This window comes from endosymbiont of Galathealinum brachiosum, from assembly GCA_003349885.1.
In the GTDB taxonomy this organism is placed as follows: domain Bacteria; phylum Pseudomonadota; class Gammaproteobacteria; order SZUA-229; family SZUA-229; genus SZUA-229.
This window is the reverse complement of sequence record QFXC01000011.1, coordinates 699,764-717,412: the sequence shown is the minus strand read 5'-3', so window position 1 is coordinate 717,412 and position 17,649 is coordinate 699,764. Positions and strand designations below refer to the sequence as shown.

Below are 17,649 nucleotides of genomic sequence, written 5' to 3'. Positions count from 1 at the left end.
CTCAAGGGGCTATAATCCCGCGGTTCCACGGTACCGGATTGGTGCCTGTTAATAAATTATGTTCTATTTTAGAGTGAGAGTTCTGAATGCCACAAGTAAAAGTTAAAGACAACGAGCCGTTTGACGTTGCTCTACGTCGTTTTAAACGTTCATGCGAAAAAGCCGGTATCCTTACCGAAATCCGTCGTCGTGAGTGCTATGAAAAGCCCACAACTGAGCGTAAGCGTAAAGCAGCAGCTGCTGTAAAGCGTAACCTGAAGAAATTATCGAAAGAGCGCGAGCGTTTAACTCGTAATCCTCATCGCCGCCGCTAATAAAGCATCGCTATGAGTGATATGACTCTCAAGCAAAGCCTGACTGCTGATATGAAAGCCTCCATGAAAGGTGGAGACAAGAAGCGTCTGGGCGTTATTCGTTTAGTGCTTGCTGCTATCAAACAGATAGAAGTAGATGAGCGAATTGAGCTTGATGATAATCGAGTACTTGCCGTGCTTGATAAAATGGTTAAACAGCGTCGTGAATCTATCACCCAGTATAAAGATGCGGGTCGTGATGATTTACGGGAGCAGGAAGAGTATGAAGTTTCTATTTTAAAAGACTTCCTTCCCGAAGCCCTGAGCGACGATGAAATTGACCAGATGATTACCAAAGCCATTGGTGATACTGGTGCCGCGTCTATAAAAGACATGGGTAAGGTAATGGGGATTCTTAAACCCCAGATGCAAGGCCGTGCTGATATGGGTGCGGTGAGTGGTAAAATTAAAGCTCAGCTAAACGCCTGACTCTATAATTCCTACACTCCTGTTGTTTCCGATCGTGAAACTAGCGTCCTAAAGTCACTGGATTTCCGATAGAAACTTACGGGAATGACAGAAAAAGACTGAAAACATGACAGAACTAAAAAACGATCGTTTCCTTCGCGCCCTGCTAAAGCAGCCAGTAGACAAAACACCTATATGGATTATGCGTCAGGCAGGCCGTTATTTACCTGAATACCGCGCCACTCGTGAACAGGCAGGCGACTTTATGAGTCTGTGCATGAACCCTGATCTGGCCTGCGAAGTCACTCTTCAACCATTAAGACGATTTGATCTTGATGCCGCTATTCTGTTCTCAGATATTCTTACTATTCCCGATGCAATGGGTTTAGGTTTATATTTTGAAACCGGTGAAGGCCCTAAATTCAAGAACCCCATTCGCTCTGCGGCTGATGTAAAAAATCTACCCATTCCTGACCCGGAAGGTGAGCTTAAATACGTAATGGATGCGGTGCGCACCATTCGCCGTGAATTAAATGGCGATGTGCCATTGATTGGTTTTGCTGGCAGCCCATGGACATTAGCGACTTACATGATTGAAGGTGGCAGCAGTAAAACATTTAGCAAGTCTAAAACCATGCTGTTTGATGACCCTGCGCTGGCACACCAGTTATTAAGCAAAATCGCTGAATCTGTAACCAGTTATTTAAATGCACAAATCGCCGCTGGCGCACAGGCTGTAATGATTTTTGATACCTGGGGCGGCAACTTAAACCCTGAGATGTATCGTCTGTTTTCATTAGAATACATGCAAAAAATCGTATCGAACCTGACACGTGAAGCCGATGGCCGTGAAGTACCTGTTATTTTATACACTAAAGGTGGCGGGCAATGGCTAAATGCAATGGCCGATACAGGTTGCAGTGCACTGGGCATTGACTGGAGCACCAGCATTGCTGATGCCAAAGCGCAGGTTGGTAACCGTGTAGCCCTTCAGGGCAATATGGATCCTAATACACTTTATGCATCACCTGACGTAATTCGTGAAGAAGCTGCCAAAATACTGAAAGACTTTGGCACAGGCGAAGGGCATGTATTTAACTTAGGCCATGGCATAACACCAGATATTAACCCTGACCATGTGAAAGTACTTGTTGATTCGGTTCATGAATTGAGCGAGCAATACCATAAGACATAGTCGTTAGTCTTAAGTCAGTAGTCGTTAGTCAAAAAGAGCCCTCCTTCGGAGGGCTCTTTTTTTGCTTTTAACTTTGTTTTTTGACTTACGACTCACGACTTATGACTTACGACTTCTTTTTTAGTATGATGCTCCAAACTAAAAAACATTACAGCCAAGGACTTTTCAGCATGATCAGCAAATGCCTCTCCCCGGTAGCCGGTTACGGCACCCGTTTTCTACCTGCCACAAAATCTATTCCAAAAGAAATGTTACCCGTAGTAGATAAACCTCTTATTCATTATGCAGTTGAAGAAGCGCTTGATGCTGGCATGGTTAACAATGCATTTGTTACCGGCCGGGGCAAACACGCGATAGCTGATCATTTCGATATCAGCTATGAACTGGAAACTGAAATTTCAGGCACCGGCAAAGAAGAAAAACTAATTGATATTCGTAAACTATTAGACAATTGCACCTTTGCCTATACCCCTCAAAAAGAAATGAAAGGTCTTGGCCATGCTGTTCTCGCAGGCAAGAACATGATTGGTGATCAGGCATTTGGTGTTATTTTAGCAGATGACTTGTGCATCACCGAACCAGGTGAAGACAGCGTAATGAAACAGATGGCCGACCTTTACGAAGAACATCAATGTTCCATTATCGCCATTGAAGAAGTGCCAAAAGAGAATATCAGCAGTTACGGTGTGATCGATGCGGAAATGATTAACGACAATCTTTTTCGTGTGAACGATATGGTAGAAAAACCACCTGCAGATGAAGCACCAAGCAACCTTGCTGTTATTGGTCGTTATATTCTAACACCTGATATTTTTGATCTTTTGAGTGACACAAAACCCGGTGCTGGTGGTGAAATTCAATTAACTGATGCCATCAAAGAACAGGCTAAAAATGGCAAAGTGCTGGCCTACAAATTCAAAGGCCGTCGATTTGACTGTGGCAGCGTTGAAGGTTTTGTTGAGGCCACTAACTACTGTTATGAAAATATCTTTAAAAAGAGATAAAAGCATTACCCATTAATCGGTAAGAGTTAAGCAAACCATTGCGATACATAGCGAGCCCGCCAAATAAGAAGCTGTTTTTACAAATAAAACCTCTTAAGCGGCTCGCTTTCCATCGCCCACTCTGGCCACTATTTCCTCGATATCTCACTTAAAAATACTTTTACCCTTCCTCAGTCACAACTTCTTTTTTTTAACCCTATTTTACTGTAAAATACCCGACCCCTTGTCCGCGACCCGTGTTATTTCCGGTCGTATGAGGACGGCGAAATTTAAAGAATACTTGAATAAAATCAAGCATTTAAGAGGCGAGCAATGAGTAATAACGATATCTTCAATCAATACACCAGACCAAACAAGCATGGCTTATATGACCCTGCAAATGAGACGGAAAACTGTGGTGTAGGATTTGTGGCCCATATTAAGGGTCAGGCCAGTCATCAAATCGTTGAAGATGCAGACCATATTCTTCGTCGCATGGTACACCGTGGCGCCTGCGGCTGTGAAGCTAACACTGGTGATGGTGCTGGCATTATGACCAGTTTGCCTTATGAATTTCTAACCCGCGTTGCTAAAGAAGATTTAGGTGCCGAGTTACCTGAGAAAGGCCAGTACGCTGCAGGTAATGTGTTTTTACCGGTTAATGAAACCGAACGTGCACAGTGCAAAAAGCTGATTAATGAACTGATTGAACAATCAGGCCAGACACTCATTGGCTGGCGTGAGCTTCCAGTTGATCCGATCAAAGCTGATATCGGACCCACTGCCCGTGCTGCTCAGCCTCATATGGAGCAATTATTTATTGCTGCAGCTGATGGCGTTTCAAGCGAAGAATTTGAACGCAAGTTATATATCCTGCGTAAAGACGCTGGACATACTATTCGTAACGATGAAAACATCACTCAACGCGAGTTATATTACGTTTGTTCGTTATCTACAAAAGTGATTGTTTATAAAGGCATGTTAAACCCGGATCAGATGATGCCTTTCTACACTGATTTAGCTGCAGACGATTTCACTGCGCATTTAGCCATGGTTCACTCACGCTTTTCGACCAACACTTTCCCGTCATGGGATCGTGCACAACCGAAACGTTTTATGAGCCACAACGGCGAAATCAATACTCGTCTGGGTAATGCTAACTGGATGACAGCACGTGAAGGCACTGCTGAAAGTAATTTATTTGGTGATGACATTAAACGTGTTTTACCTGTTATTGAACCTGATGTTTCTGACTCGGGCAGCTTCGATAACGTATTAGAATTTTTATTAATGGGTGGCCGTTCATTACAGGAAGCTGTAATGATGATGGTGCCTGAAGCATGGCAAAATGATGCCAGCATGTCTGAAGAAAAACGCGCTTTTTATGAATACCAGTCTGCATTAATGGAGCCATGGGATGGCCCGGCTTCAATTGTATTTACAGATGGTCGTTACATTGGTGCAACTTTAGATAGAAATGGTTTACGCCCAAGTCGTTATTATTTAACACATGATGACCGTGTTGTTATGGCATCTGAAGTTGGCGTACTGCCCATTGATGCAGATAATGTAAAACTAAAAGGCCGTTTACAGCCGGGCAAAATGTTTTTAATTGATTTTGACCAGGGTCGCATGATTCCAGATGAAGAATTAAAACACGAGTTTGCATCTAAACAGCCATACCATCAGTGGTTATCTAATCAACGTATTGCGCTGTCACAATTAGAGCCCAATCAGGAACCACACGGTTTTAATCAGGACACATTATTAGAACGCATGCGTGCATTTGGTTATACATCTGAAACTATGCAGTTCATGTTATTACCTCTGGTTAAAGAAGGTCGTGATCCGGTTGGTTCAATGGGTAACGATGCAGCACTGGCCTGCATGTCTGATAAATCTCGTATGATTTATGATTACTTCAAACAATTATTTGCACAGGTCACTAACCCGGCGATCGATTCAATTCGTGAAGAAGTGGTTATGTCTTTACAGTGTTACATCGGTCCGGAAAAAAATATTCTGGAAACGTCTGAAGAACATGCTCATCGTTTATTAGTGCCACACCCTATTCTGACTAATGAAGAATTAGCAGCACTTAAACACATGGATTTCCGTGGCTGGACGACTGCAACTTTAGATATGACGTATGACAAATCTGAAGGCACTGCAGGTCTTGCTAAAGCGATTGACCGTTTATGTGATGAAGCAGCACAGGCCATTAACGACGGTCACAGTTTAATTGTTTTATCTGATAGAAATATTTCTGATTCTCGCATTCCAGTTAGTGCATTATTAGCGACCGGTGCAGTTCATCAGCACCTGGTACAAAAACATTTACGTACTCGCATTGGCCTGGTTTTAGAATCAGGTGAAGCACGCGAAGTTCATCATCATTGTTTATTAACCGGTTACGGTATTGATGCAATTAACCCATACCTTGCTTTCGAAGCATTATGGGATGCACAACGCAAAGGCTTACTGGACTCCGATATATATAACTCTGACGATAAAATTGTTGAAGGTTATAGAAAATCTGTTGGCAAAGGCATGTTTAAAGTGTTTGCTAAAATGGGCATTTCTACATTGCAATCTTACAAAGCGGCACAAATTTTTGAAGCGGTTGGCTTAGCCGATGAAATTATCGCTCGCTGCTTCGATGGAACTGCAAGCCGAATTCAGGGCGTTGGTTTTGATGTGCTTGCAGAAGAATCAATGCGTCGTCATGGTTTAGGTTATAACGAGACTAATGTTTCTATCTTACCTAACCAGGGTGATATGCACTGGCGCGCCAAAGGTGACAGCCACATGTGGAACCCGCAAAGTATTTCTACTTTGCAGCAGGCTGCACGCACCGGTGATAAAAATGCTTACGAGCATTTTGCAAACCTGGCAAACGAAGACACTAAAAAATGCACACTACGTGGCATGTTAGATTTCAAAACCGGCATAAACGCGGCTATTGATATTAGTGAAGTTGAAGAAGCCAAAGAAATTGTAAAACGTTTTGCAACCGGGGCCATGAGTTTCGGTTCTATCTCACCTGAGTCACACGAATCATTAGCGATTGCGATGAATCGTATGGGCGGCAAATCTAACACCGGTGAAGGTGGTGAAGATGATGCACGTTGGACACCTGAAGCAAACGGCGACTCACGTCGCTCTGCAATAAAACAGGTTGCTTCCGGTCGCTTTGGTGTAACGATTAATTACTTAACTAATGCTGATGAAATTCAAATTAAAGTTTCACAGGGTGCAAAACCGGGTGAAGGCGGAGAGCTACCCGGCACTAAAGTAGATGACTTAATTGCACGCTTGCGTCACTCTACTCCTGGCGTGGGTTTAATTAGCCCACCACCCCATCACGATATTTATTCTATCGAAGATTTAGCTCAGCTAATTCACGATTTAAAAAATGCTAATCGTGCTGCACGCATCTCGGTTAAGTTAGTTGCAGAAAATGGTGTCGGCACAATCGCATCCGGTGTCACTAAAGCTCATGCAGATCACATTGTTATTGCTGGTCATGATGGCGGAACCGGTGCATCTCCAATTACATCAATTAAACACGCAGGCCTGCCCTGGGAATTAGGTGTAGCAGAAACACACCAGACTTTAGTTATGAATGACCTGCGTTCGCGCGTCATTATTCAAACTGATGGGCAGATGAAAACCGGCCGGGATGTTGCAATGGCCGCACTGCTAGGTGCTGAAGAATATGGTTTTGCAACGGCTCCATTAATTACCATGGGTTGTATCATGATGCGGAAGTGTCATTTAAATACCTGCCCTGTTGGTATTGCGACTCAGGATAAAGAACTGCGTAAGAAGTTCACCGGCAAACCGGAACACATTGTTAACTATCTATTCATGGTTGCAGAAGATCTGCGTAAGATTATGGCGCAATTAGGTTTCCGCACCATTAATGAAATGATTGGTCGTGTTGACTGTCTGGAGCAGGCAACTGACTCTGAGCACTGGAAACAAAGCGGCATTGATTTAGCGATGTTATTAACGCCTGCTGAAAAGCCACATGCGAATGTGGAAGTTCATCAAACCATCAAGCAGGATCACGGCCTGGATGAAGCTCTGGATAATCAGCTAATTGAATTATCTAAAGATGCTTTAGAAAGTGGTAAAAAAGTTAATATTGATTTACCGGTGATCAATACGAATCGTGTTGTTGGCACCATGTTGTCAAACGAAGTTGCAAAAAAATACGGCTCAGAATTACTACCTGATGGAACTATTAATATTAAATTAACCGGTTCTGCTGGTCAGTCACTGGGTGCATTTTTAGCCAGTGGTATAACCATTGAAGTTGAAGGTGATGCTAACGACTATGTTGGCAAAGGCCTGAGTGGTGGACGCGTAATTGTCGCACCACCTAAAAACGCAACCTTTATTGCTGAAGAAAATATTATTGTTGGTAATGTTTGTTTATACGGCGCAACTTCAGGTGAAGCCTATTTCCGCGGCATCGCTGCTGAACGTTTCTGCGTAAGAAACTCGGGGGCAACGGCTGTTGTTGAAGGCATTGGCGATCACGGCTGTGAATATATGACAGGCGGACGCATTGCAGTTCTGGGCTCTATTGGTCGTAACTTTGCTGCTGGCATGAGTGGCGGCATCGCTTACATCTGGGATCATGCTGGCGACCTATCAACCAAATGCAATATGGGTATGGTTGAACTTGAATCGGTTTCAGCTGATGAAGATATCCTTGAACTAAAAACAATGATTGAAAACCATCTTAAATATACCGATTCAGCGGTTGCTGATCGTTTATTAAAAGACTGGGATGGCGCTTTAAGTCAGTTTGTAAAAGTAATGCCAACGGATTACAAACGTGTGCTTGAAGAGCAAAAGAAAAAAGCTGACGCTGCATAATTAATTGTAGTGGCATAATTTTATTTTTTAAAATAAAAGAGAGACTAAAGAGAATGCACGATTGAGCGTTTTCTTTTATACACATAGGTTAAAGAAAGAAACATGGGCAAAATTACAGGTTTTAAAGAGTTCGAACGCAAAACAGCGCCTTATCGTGATGTTACTACGCGCCTGAAAGACTTCGGTGAAATTTATACTGAACATGATAATGAACACCTGATTACTCAAGGTGCACGTTGTATGGATTGCGGCATCCCTTTCTGCCAGTCTAACGATGGCTGCCCGGTTGATAACCTGATTCCTGAATGGAATGATCTGGTTTATAACAATCGCTGGGAAGATGCTAATGAGCGCTTACACCATACGAATAATTTTCCTGAATTCACTGGTCGCGTATGCCCTGCACCCTGTGAAGGCTCATGTGTGTTAGGCGTCACCAACCCTGCAGTAACCATTAAAAATATTGAATGCGCGATTGTTGATCGTGCATTTGATGAAGGCTGGATCAAAGCACAAACACCTGAAAATCGCAGTGGTAAAAAAGTAGCGGTTGTTGGTTCTGGCCCTGCAGGCATGGCTGCCGCACAGGAATTAAATCGCGCAGGCCATTCTGTTACTGTTTATGAACGTGCTGATCGTATTGGTGGCCTGTTAATGTACGGCATACCAAATATGAAACTGGAAAAGAGCGTTATTGACCGCCGAGTTCAGTTAATGAAAGACGAAGGTATTGAGTTTATAACCAATGCCGATGTTGGTAACAATGTCGATATTAAAGAACTAAAACAAAACACTGATGCTATTTTATTTGCCACAGGTGCAACCACACCGCGTGACTTGCCGGTTGATGGCCGTGATTTAAATGGTGTTCATTTCGCAATGGACTTCCTCACTGCAAATACAAAAAGCCTGTTAGATTCGAATCTTGAAGACGGCAATTATATCAACGCTAAAGATAAACATGTTGTTGTTATTGGCGGTGGCGACACGGGCACTGACTGCATTGGCACTTCATTACGCCATGGCTGTAAATCTGTCGTTAACTTTGAGTTAATGCCTACACCGCCTGAAGCCCGTGCTGAGAATAACCCGTGGCCGGCCTGGCCTCATATCTACCGTGTAGATTATGGCCACGAAGAAGCGCAGAAAGTACAGGGCGAAGATCCGCGTACTTACTGTGTACTGAGCAAAGGTTTTTCAGGAACTGACGGTAATATCACCAGTGTTAAAACTATAGAAGTTGAATGGCAAAGTGATGAAGAAACCGGCCAATGGAAAATGCATGAAGTTGCCGGTTCTGAAAAAGAATGGCCAGCTGATTTAGTATTACTGGCAATGGGTTTTACTGGCCCTGAACATTATGTAAGTGATGCACTTGAAGTTGAATACGACGAACGTTCAAACTATAAAGCTGAATACGGTAAATACGCTACAAACATTGAAGGCATTTATGCTGCCGGTGATTGTCGTCGTGGTCAGTCATTAGTGGTTTGGGGTATAAACGAAGGCCGCCAGGCTGCATGTGAAATAGATATTTATTTAAACGCATAAAATAATTGTAAGGGCAGCCCTACACTCACCCTTACAATTACAAACTCCATTTGAAACCATGCTATCTTCTTTTAGTGGTATGACAACAGGGGACAGGGCGCAAAAAGCAGCGACCTTTCCCCGATTGAGTTTCGCTTTAGCATTTTTTTATTAGAAAGTTCTGATTTTTAATTCATCTTTACTTGCTGCAACAAAACCATACGACTGATAAATCTCCTGCGCTTTAGTCGTGCCAAGATACTTTAAAAAAGACTCTGCATTCGCAGTATTTCTTGCCTTGTTCATAATCCCTATTGCGTACGCTACTTTATCTTGCTTATTTAATGGTGATTTAATTTCCACACCGTCTATATTACGCCCGCCGGCTTTTGCGTGTGCAACTTCAGTTGTCCAGACTATACCGACATCGGCTTCTCCATTTTCTATACGATGAGGTGTTTCTCGATGATGACGAGCTGTAAACCAGGTTTTACCCGGAACCGCCCAGCATTGTTTACATTTTTTACCGCCGGTCACCTGATCATGTATTTTTAAATCTTTTAACATCTCACTTCCATAAAACTTAAAAATACCTTCGGTTAATGGGTTAGGATGAGACTGAACAATATCAGCTCTGGCAAGATCAGCTGCACCTTTAATTTCTTTTGGGTTACCTTTTGCAACCATCAACTCAAGTTTATTATGGGTATAAATAATATGCGTATCTAACAGACCTTTTTTGTTTAATTTTTTAAGGTGATTTATTTTAACACTTGCATACAAGTCTGGTGTCATCGATGTTTTCACACCGTTTATTTCTCCCTGAGCCAACAATTGTTTCTTTAGAATTTGACCCGGGGGAATGGTTTCAACATATATACTCTTTATATTTTTATTCTTATTCTGAAAATCCTTAATCAACTCTTCCATAACCATAAACTGATTCCCTGCAAGATACATAACCAGATCAGCCGTATATGAATCTTTTATTTCACCATAACCTATATTTCCATTTGTATGAAAAGTTCTATAATCGTGCCCATGACCTGCATCTTTTGAATTCACAATCGATGTAAACAGCATCAGCATAAAAGCAGACACCATAATCATTAATGACGTTTTATTCATTTCTATCTCCTGTTAATTAATTTTATATTTCAATTATATAAGGATGATTTTAATTAATTTTTATTCCATTTATTTTAACGATAGCTAAACACGTTGATATTAGAATTTAATTTGGTTGTTTCAAAAGAGATATTACAACTATTATTCAGAGATCTTACGCATTAATCTTTAATATCTGACGCAGGCACAGATGGAATCATAACCAACGAGCAAGGGAGGCTGGAGTCAACTTAAGACCAACCGAATTAGCTTTTTCTGGTAATCAAAAACCAGCAAGCCAGCTATTTACCTCTAATCAAACAGCTGAAATTGATTCGCCGATGAAAGTGCTCACATGGGAGTATGCAAAAGGACAGGTATGATTGAGGTATAATGACCCTTCATATATTAGTCAACGACACGGCATCAACGATCGAGCCACTATTATTAACAAAACGACAAAAGTATTAAATAAACTTACAGATACGCAACGGTAAAATAATATAACAGGTGCAATCTGGGACGGAGTCATATTTATAACCTAACTCAAATACACCCTTAATAAATCCACTAAAAAATAACTCCGACCCCTGCTAATGAGAACAACAATCACTAAATTTTAATGTATGACCAGCCCTGATGAACACGTTTTACTACCTGATCAATTGCGGTCGAACCCTGATGTACCGTATTGATTAATTTTGGCTCAAGACCTTTTTCACGAAGATTTTGAATTGCATTACTACAGGCAATAAATCGAATATTGGGATAATCTTTACTTAACTGTTTAACTCTATGAGTATATGGGGTTGCATCCTCACGGAACAAATCTAACCCACCCGAGTTAGCCAGTATTTCCAGCTCAATATTCTGACCTTTATTTTTATAACTCGCCATCAACATTTCTGCCTGATCAAGTGTTTGTTTAAACTTATTTTTATCATGAACACTAATGTGTAGAATATATTTTCCCGGCTGTTCTGTAATAACTTTCATAGCAGGATCAAATGATTCTATTTTCGCAATAGAACTATTGTTGATCATTTCGCCGCTAAACCAGCCACCTGAAAATGTTAATAGCAACAGAGCAGCATACATAGCATACCGGGCTCGTCCAGATGCATACTGCTGCCTCACTGGTAACTCAACGTTTTTATATGCATTATGTAATTGAGCCTTCAGTGCATACAAATCATCCAGTTCCTGTTGCAATTCATCATCATTGTGCAGAACTTTTTCAAATTCTATTTTTTCACCACCCTGCAATTCACCATCTGCATAGGCATTTATAATTTCATTAGAAAATTTCATTATTTTTTCACCACTTTTAATCTGTTTTCAGCACCACTACCCGATGCTTTAATTGATAAATGCGCCTTATTTTTATATTCTATACGGCTTTTTTTAATACTCTTACTTAGTGCTGATCTCGCTCTATTTAACCGACTCATTACCGTGCCAATCGGCACCTGTAATATATCAACAACTTCACTGTAACTGAGGCCATCAATATCAACCAGACTCACTACCTGTCGTTGAGCATTTGGCAAACTCGCCATACCAACGGCAATCATCTCATCTATCTGCAGCAATAACATTTCATGCTCGGGTGATTCATTGCCACTGATAACAATTTTCTCTATATCTTCACATGGTCGCGTTTTGCGCAAATACCCTAACCAGGCATTATTTAATATCGCATACATCCAGCCATCAAATGCAGCTTCATCTTTTAACTGATCTATTTTCTGCAATGCTTTCATCTGTGCTTCCTGAACTAGATCATCTGCAAGCATTTGGTCATGACACCAGGCATATGCCATACGAAATAACCTGTCCCGGCTACGCTCTATTCGTTTTACAAGCGCAACTTTACGGCAGGCCAACCTTATTATTTTCACCATACAAAGCTCTCTTCTTACAACTTTTTTCTTTCTCTACATAGAGATACACCTATATCTGATTTTATTCCATTTATTTACGTTTTTTATAAATATTAGTAAGAGTGAATATTGGCTGGCTCTAAATTATTGATTTTATTTCAATTTATGGAATATATCTGGATCGAGTTACATCTTAATTTCTGAGTCGATAAAAAATATACCTTAGGAGGTTAATACGTAAATGAAATCTATAACACTATTATTAACGCTACTGCTTAGCCTGGTTTCAATACCAGTATTTGCAGATAGCGAATCAAAGCCTTTTGCTGAAAAACGTATTGTTTTGCAAATAAGTGATCCTAACCCATTTAAACAAACTCTTGTTTTAAATGTTGCCAATAATCTAATTAAACATTACGGACAGGACAAAGTAGACGTGGAAATTGTTGCTTTCGGTCCAGGTTTACGTCTGCTAATGGCTGGCAACAGTAATCAGTCTCGTATTAGTGGTTTAAATTCTTCAGGCGTTCAATTTTCAGCCTGCAAAAATACCATTGCTGGTTTTGCTAAAAAACTTGGCCATACACCTGAGCTTGTGTCTCAGGCTGTTCCTGTCAACGCAGGTGTTGTTCGAATTCTCGATCTCACTGCCAAGGGTTACACCCTTGTAAAACCATAAATGATGTTTAAGGAAAATTTAATGAATATAAAAAAATTATCACTACTTGCTGGTTTAACTTTATTAAGCACACAAACCTATGCAGCTAACTGGTTGTCACTACAGGGCACTGAAAAACCCGGCTCCTCTGCTCGAGCTAAACTCTGGGGTTTTGTTCAGCCTGAATATCAAAGCACTGATGGCGGAGAACTTAAAGCAGGTCCTTTTGCAGGTCAGATTATGTCACCGAATGTGATTAGACCTGATAACACATCAACTGAAACTTTTAATATTCGCCGTGCACGAATTGGCGTTCGCGGCACAGGCTTCCCTCTAGACGATAAAGTTAATTATTTTTTATTAGCTGAGCTTGGCCATAATGGTATAACTAAAAATGGTAAAACTGCTGTAGCTCTAACTGATGCAAGCATCACATTAAATCACATTCCCGGCGCACGAGTTCGAGTTGGTCAGTTTAAAACCCCTACATCTGAGGAAGGTTTACAGGCTATTCATGTATTTAACTATGTGAATTTCACTAATATAACTAATCAGATGATGTTAGAGCGATATACCGATGGAGATGGCTCAGAAGTTAATGGTCAGCCAGAATTTTTAGCCGATGGTGTTACTCCAAACCCTAAATTTAAAACCGGTGGTACCTTCAACGGCATTAATGGTTCTGTAGGTGCTTTCCGTGACCAGGGTATTCAGGTATTTGATACTTTTAAAGTTAATGACTGGGAACACAGTTATGCTGTGATGTACGGAAACGGCAATGGAATTAATCGATCTGATAATAATGACGCTAAAGATACTTACCTTTACTGGTCATCTGAATTGATCTTTGGTGGCAAAGGTGCTCGTCGTCAGGGCATGAAACTATTCGCATGGAACCAGTCGGGCACCCGAACTTTAACAACATCTGATGCTAATGGTAAAGGTGAGTACGATCGTGACCGTTCAGGTTTAGGGGTGACATTCCTTAAAGACAAATATAGATTTGGCGCTGAATATATGACAGCTGACGGTATGATTTTTAATGGCTCCGATGCGGGTGCGATTCCTGGATCAACCAATAATGCCGGTGATGCTAAATCTGATATCAACGTCCTTACTGAAGATAAGTCTGATGGATACTACGTTGATTTTGGGTACAAGGTACTACCCAAACTTGAACTAGATGTTCGCTATGATGTATTAAACAGAGCTACAGAAACGGCTGCAGGTGAGCGTAAATTCGACACTCTAACTTTAGGTGCTCAATACTTTCTAAATAAAAAGAGCCGCATAACGTTCAACTATGAAATACGCAACCAGGAAGCTCCTGACTTTGCCAGTACAGCAGCACCAAATCAAATCGCTGATAGCTTAGATGATTTACTATCATTACAATTATTAGTAATATTTTAATAACTATAAGACTTATTTAATTATTTTAATTAATGAAAAAGTCAGATCACAAATGGAAACGTTTTCCTCCCTCTAACGAGGGAGGATTTTTATTATCTATTACTTATTTTAGTTGCATATTGCATTTAGCAATTACTTAACTATATTTTTATGCTTTAATACTTACATCTGACAGGACATCAGATTATTAAGCAGTGTGGTTATTCTTGTTAAATTTTTTAACATGTAGATATATAAGGGGACTTCATTGCGACATTTCTTATTACAGCTTTGCAGCTGCATATTTATTTTTTATTCAAGCACACTTTATTCACAGCAGGATATTCTTAACTGGGTAGGCTGCGGTATAAGTAAAAAATCTTATATGACACGTCTGGCTAAAGCATACAGCGATCAGACAAAGACTGATATTAATCTGCAGGGTGGCGGTGCAACTCGCGGCATACGAGATGTTTCTAATTTAGAAGCCGACTTTGGTGGCGCCTGTCGATTTTATCTTCCTGAAAACAATCAGGAAATGAAAGTTGGATTCGAACCTGTTGCATGGGATGCCCTGGCTTTGATCACCCACCCTGATAACCCTGTTGAAAATCTATCACTTTTTCAGGTTAAACAAATATATTCTGGCAATATAACTAACTGGAAAGAAGTCGGTGGCAATGACGCCATGATCGAATTATTCACACGAAAAGGAAAAATATCCGGCGTTGGGTACTCTATTCGTTCTTTAATATTTTCAGATATAGAAAAGAAGTTTCCTAACTCCACCATATTAAAATCAAGCGGCCCTATTGAAAAAGCTGTCGAATCAAATATTAATGGTTTTGCCATTACCGGAGTCAGCAGTGCTCGCCTCAGAGAGGTAAAAATATTAAGCCTGAACAACAAGCAGCCTGATTATGACTCAATTAAAAGCGGGCATTATGTTTTATACCGCCCCCTTTATATTACGTATAACCCTCAGAGTAAGAATTTAAATCAAATTAAAGATTTTATACGCTTTGCTCATAGTAAAACCGGTAGAGACATAATGGTCGATAACGGTGTAGTTCCATATATCAACGCATTAAGACTTGTAATGATCCAGTCACGGCAGTCATTAAACTCTCAATTACACAGTAATGCGAATTTGACTTATAAATAAAATACCAACTTACATAAATGACTAATTCAGCCGTTTAAGTGAATACTTAATTAATGATCTGCATTTAAGCTTACGTATGGTCAGGCGAAGCGTCATCTACTTAAAATAGTGCGATTACATTGATAAAATTCTGTTCTCATTGTGTCTCTGTGGCAAAATACACACATGGCAGGCAGAATACCCCAGCAGTTCATTGATGACCTTATAAACCGCGCAGATATCGTCGACGTAGTAGATTCACGTGTCGCCCTTAAAAAGCGCGGAAAAGAATATATTGCCTGCTGCCCGTTTCATAATGAGAAAAGCCCTTCCTTTACAGTAAGCCAGAATAAGCAGTTTTACCATTGCTTTGGCTGTGGCGCCCACGGAACCGCTCTGGGTTTTATAATGGAGTATGAACGCCTTGATTTTGTTGATGCTATTGATGTTCTTGCTGCAGAGTACCACGTCGATGTTCCGCGTGAACAGGGCAATTTCACTGCGCAACAGGACGATAAAAAACCTCTCTATGAAATTCTGGAAAAAGCCGCTATCCGCTTTTCTAACGAATTAAAGACAACTCCCAGAGCTGTAGAATACCTCAAACAAAGAGGACTTAGCGGGGAAATTGCCAAAGACTTTCAAATGGGTTACGCGCCAGATAGCTGGGATTTCACATCAGGACATCTGGGCACCGATAATGAAGGAAAAGCAGCCTGTTTGAAATCCGGTTTAACGATCGAGAAAAACCCGCAGAAACAATATGACCGCTTTCGTGATCGCATTATGTTTCCTATTCGCGATCGGCGCGGTCGCACCATTGGTTTTGGTGGGCGTATACTCGACAAGGGCGAGCCCAAATATCTTAACTCACCAGAAACACCTGTTTTTCATAAAGGTGAAGAGTTATATGGTTTATATGAAGCACGCCAGTCAGTTAAAGATTTAAATCGTATTGTTATTGTTGAGGGTTATATGGATGTCGTTGCTCTTGCTCAGCATGGTATTAAATATGCTGTAGCAACTCTGGGCACTGCAACTTCCGGCACACAGATATCAAAATTATTTCGTATTGTTCCTGAGTTGATTTTTTGTTACGACGGTGACGCAGCAGGGAAAAAAGCCGCCTGGCGAGCTTTAGAAAACTCTCTTTCAGTTCTACGTGATGGTGTACAGGCTCGTTTTTTATTTTTGCCGGATGGCGAAGACCCGGACACTCTGGTCCGCCAGGAAGGTCAGCAAGCTTTTGAACAACGTTTAAGCAATGCCACGCCTCTCGCTGATTTCATGTTACAGCATTTATCTGAAGATCTGGATTTATCATCCGCTGATGGTTGTGGTCGTTTATCTGAAAAAGCGAAACCATTAATCAGTAAAATTGCTGATGGTGTTTTTAAAGATCTTTTATTAAATCAACTTTCAAAATTGATCGGTTTATCAACCTCAAATTTACAACACCATATTCCGGAAACAGGAAGCCAGCCAGAACACACTCATCAAATTAACAACAGAAAACCAGCTTCATCGAAATATCAAATAAGCATGACACCCACACGCCTTGCCATAGCTTTATTACTACAGTTTCCAGTACTTGCAAAAGAATGTGATATACCCAATGAATTACAGGCATCTGACTTACCCGGCATTAATTTATTAATCAAAATACATCAAACTATACTACAAACTGAAACCTGCTCACCTTCCGTTCTTGTAGAACGTTGGCGTAATACAGATGATGCTGCCGTTATTAACAAACTCATGCAGCTGGACATTCCTGATTCAAATAAAGAGACGCAATTAACATCACTTAATGACGCATTTGGTAATTTACTAAAAAAACACAGAGGCCTGCGTTTAGAGGAGCTACTGAATAAAAGTCGAAGCACCGAACTTAGTGCAGAAGAAAAAACAGAACTGAGTAATCTTTACCAAAACTAATAAATCCTTCTCGGCTCAGGTACTTCATCATCGGGGACAGAGCATTTTTCCCGCTCTGTCCCCTTTTATGTATAACCATCACATTAACAGCGCGATGAACGACTTCGCTCAACTTAATGGTTGCCTCGCCTCATAGGACTGCCCCCCAAAAAAACGGAGCCAGCCCCT

Annotated in this window: 13 protein-coding genes and 1 pseudogene; 11 read left to right on the top strand and 3 right to left on the bottom strand. The window is 40.9% G+C overall.

Features of this window, described 5'->3' with window-relative positions; all coding sequences use genetic code 11:
* The first annotated feature begins 86 nt into the window (after positions 1–86).
* From DIZ80_11725 to gltD, 6 genes are all read left to right on the top strand, one after another.
* A complete protein-coding gene (locus DIZ80_11725; GenBank protein RDH82928.1) occupies positions 87–314 on the top strand; it encodes a 30S ribosomal protein S21 in 228 nt (75 codons plus the stop codon).
* A gap of 12 nt (positions 315–326) precedes the next feature.
* Positions 327–782, top strand: coding sequence for a glutamyl-tRNA amidotransferase (locus DIZ80_11720; GenBank protein ID RDH82927.1), 456 nt, complete (start codon positions 327–329; stop codon positions 780–782).
* A gap of 106 nt (positions 783–888) precedes the next feature.
* Complete coding sequence (locus DIZ80_11715; protein RDH82926.1) at positions 889–1,956, top strand: uroporphyrinogen decarboxylase; 1,068 nt, start codon at positions 889–891, stop codon at positions 1,954–1,956.
* A 170-nt stretch (positions 1,957–2,126) separates the two neighbouring features.
* Complete coding sequence (gene galU / locus DIZ80_11710; protein RDH82925.1) at positions 2,127–2,960, top strand: UTP--glucose-1-phosphate uridylyltransferase; 834 nt, start codon at positions 2,127–2,129, stop codon at positions 2,958–2,960.
* 312 nt (positions 2,961–3,272) lie between these two features.
* A complete protein-coding gene (locus DIZ80_11705) occupies positions 3,273–7,829 on the top strand; it encodes a glutamate synthase large subunit (GenBank protein ID RDH82924.1) in 4,557 nt (1,518 codons plus the stop codon).
* 102 nt (positions 7,830–7,931) lie between these two features.
* On the top strand, positions 7,932–9,380 hold the full coding sequence (gltD, locus tag DIZ80_11700; protein ID RDH82923.1) for a glutamate synthase: 1,449 nt from the start codon (positions 7,932–7,934) through the stop codon (positions 9,378–9,380).
* Between the two features lie 150 nt (positions 9,381–9,530).
* Here gltD and DIZ80_11695 read toward each other — a convergent pair whose 3' ends face one another.
* Positions 9,531–10,487, bottom strand: a complete 957-nt coding sequence (locus DIZ80_11695) for a molybdenum ABC transporter substrate-binding protein (protein ID RDH82922.1) — start codon at positions 10,485–10,487, stop codon at positions 9,531–9,533.
* Positions 10,488–10,681: 194 nt separating this feature from the next.
* On the opposite strand from DIZ80_11695, the pseudogene DIZ80_11690 reads away from it, so the two are divergent.
* Positions 10,682–10,849 (top strand): annotated as a pseudogene (locus tag DIZ80_11690) (hypothetical protein).
* A gap of 229 nt (positions 10,850–11,078) precedes the next feature.
* On the opposite strand, the gene DIZ80_11685 reads toward DIZ80_11690, so the two are convergent.
* A complete protein-coding gene (locus DIZ80_11685) occupies positions 11,079–11,777 on the bottom strand; it encodes a hypothetical protein (GenBank protein ID RDH82921.1) in 699 nt (232 codons plus the stop codon).
* Positions 11,777–12,370 carry an RNA polymerase subunit sigma-24 gene (locus DIZ80_11680; protein RDH82920.1) on the bottom strand — a complete coding sequence of 198 codons (594 nt, stop codon included), beginning with the start codon at positions 12,368–12,370 and terminating at the stop codon, positions 11,777–11,779. Before DIZ80_11680 ends, DIZ80_11685 begins: the two co-directional genes overlap by 1 nt.
* A 220-nt stretch (positions 12,371–12,590) precedes the next feature.
* Here DIZ80_11680 and DIZ80_11675 point away from each other — a divergent pair, with 220 nt between their 5' ends.
* From DIZ80_11675 to DIZ80_11660, 4 genes are all read left to right on the top strand, one after another.
* Positions 12,591–13,028 (top strand): hypothetical protein, encoded by a 438-nt coding sequence (locus DIZ80_11675; GenBank protein RDH82919.1) that lies wholly within the window; start codon positions 12,591–12,593, stop codon positions 13,026–13,028.
* Positions 13,029–13,031: 3 nt separating this feature from the next.
* Complete coding sequence (locus DIZ80_11670) at positions 13,032–14,420, top strand: porin (protein ID RDH83164.1); 1,389 nt, start codon at positions 13,032–13,034, stop codon at positions 14,418–14,420.
* Positions 14,421–14,667: 247 nt separating this feature from the next.
* On the top strand, positions 14,668–15,564 hold the full coding sequence (locus DIZ80_11665) for a phosphate ABC transporter substrate-binding protein (GenBank protein RDH82918.1): 897 nt from the start codon (positions 14,668–14,670) through the stop codon (positions 15,562–15,564).
* 165 nt (positions 15,565–15,729) lie between these two features.
* Positions 15,730–17,481 (top strand): DNA primase, encoded by a 1,752-nt coding sequence (locus DIZ80_11660; protein RDH82917.1) that lies wholly within the window; start codon positions 15,730–15,732, stop codon positions 17,479–17,481.
* Positions 17,482–17,649: the final 168 nt, after the last annotated feature.

Excerpts from the sequence above, each read along its gene's own strand:
- DIZ80_11715 (RDH82926.1), top strand. The coding sequence starts at position 889 with ATGACAGAACTAAAAAACGATCGTTTCCTTCGCGCCCTGCTAAAGCAG.
- DIZ80_11675 (RDH82919.1), top strand. The coding sequence starts at position 12,591 with ATGAAATCTATAACACTATTATTAACGCTACTGCTTAGCCTGGTTTCA.
- DIZ80_11660 (RDH82917.1), top strand. The coding sequence starts at position 15,730 with ATGGCAGGCAGAATACCCCAGCAGTTCATTGATGACCTTATAAACCGC.
- DIZ80_11720 (RDH82927.1), top strand. The coding sequence starts at position 327 with ATGAGTGATATGACTCTCAAGCAAAGCCTGACTGCTGATATGAAAGCC.
- DIZ80_11670 (RDH83164.1), top strand. The coding sequence starts at position 13,032 with ATGTTTAAGGAAAATTTAATGAATATAAAAAAATTATCACTACTTGCT.
- DIZ80_11705 (RDH82924.1), top strand. The coding sequence starts at position 3,273 with ATGAGTAATAACGATATCTTCAATCAATACACCAGACCAAACAAGCAT.
- DIZ80_11685 (RDH82921.1), bottom strand. The coding sequence starts at position 11,777 with ATGAAATTTTCTAATGAAATTATAAATGCCTATGCAGATGGTGAATTG.
- DIZ80_11695 (RDH82922.1), bottom strand. The coding sequence starts at position 10,487 with ATGAATAAAACGTCATTAATGATTATGGTGTCTGCTTTTATGCTGATG.
- DIZ80_11725 (RDH82928.1), top strand. The coding sequence starts at position 87 with ATGCCACAAGTAAAAGTTAAAGACAACGAGCCGTTTGACGTTGCTCTA.
- DIZ80_11680 (RDH82920.1), bottom strand. The coding sequence starts at position 12,370 with ATGGTGAAAATAATAAGGTTGGCCTGCCGTAAAGTTGCGCTTGTAAAA.
- galU (RDH82925.1), top strand. The coding sequence starts at position 2,127 with ATGATCAGCAAATGCCTCTCCCCGGTAGCCGGTTACGGCACCCGTTTT.
- gltD (RDH82923.1), top strand. The coding sequence starts at position 7,932 with ATGGGCAAAATTACAGGTTTTAAAGAGTTCGAACGCAAAACAGCGCCT.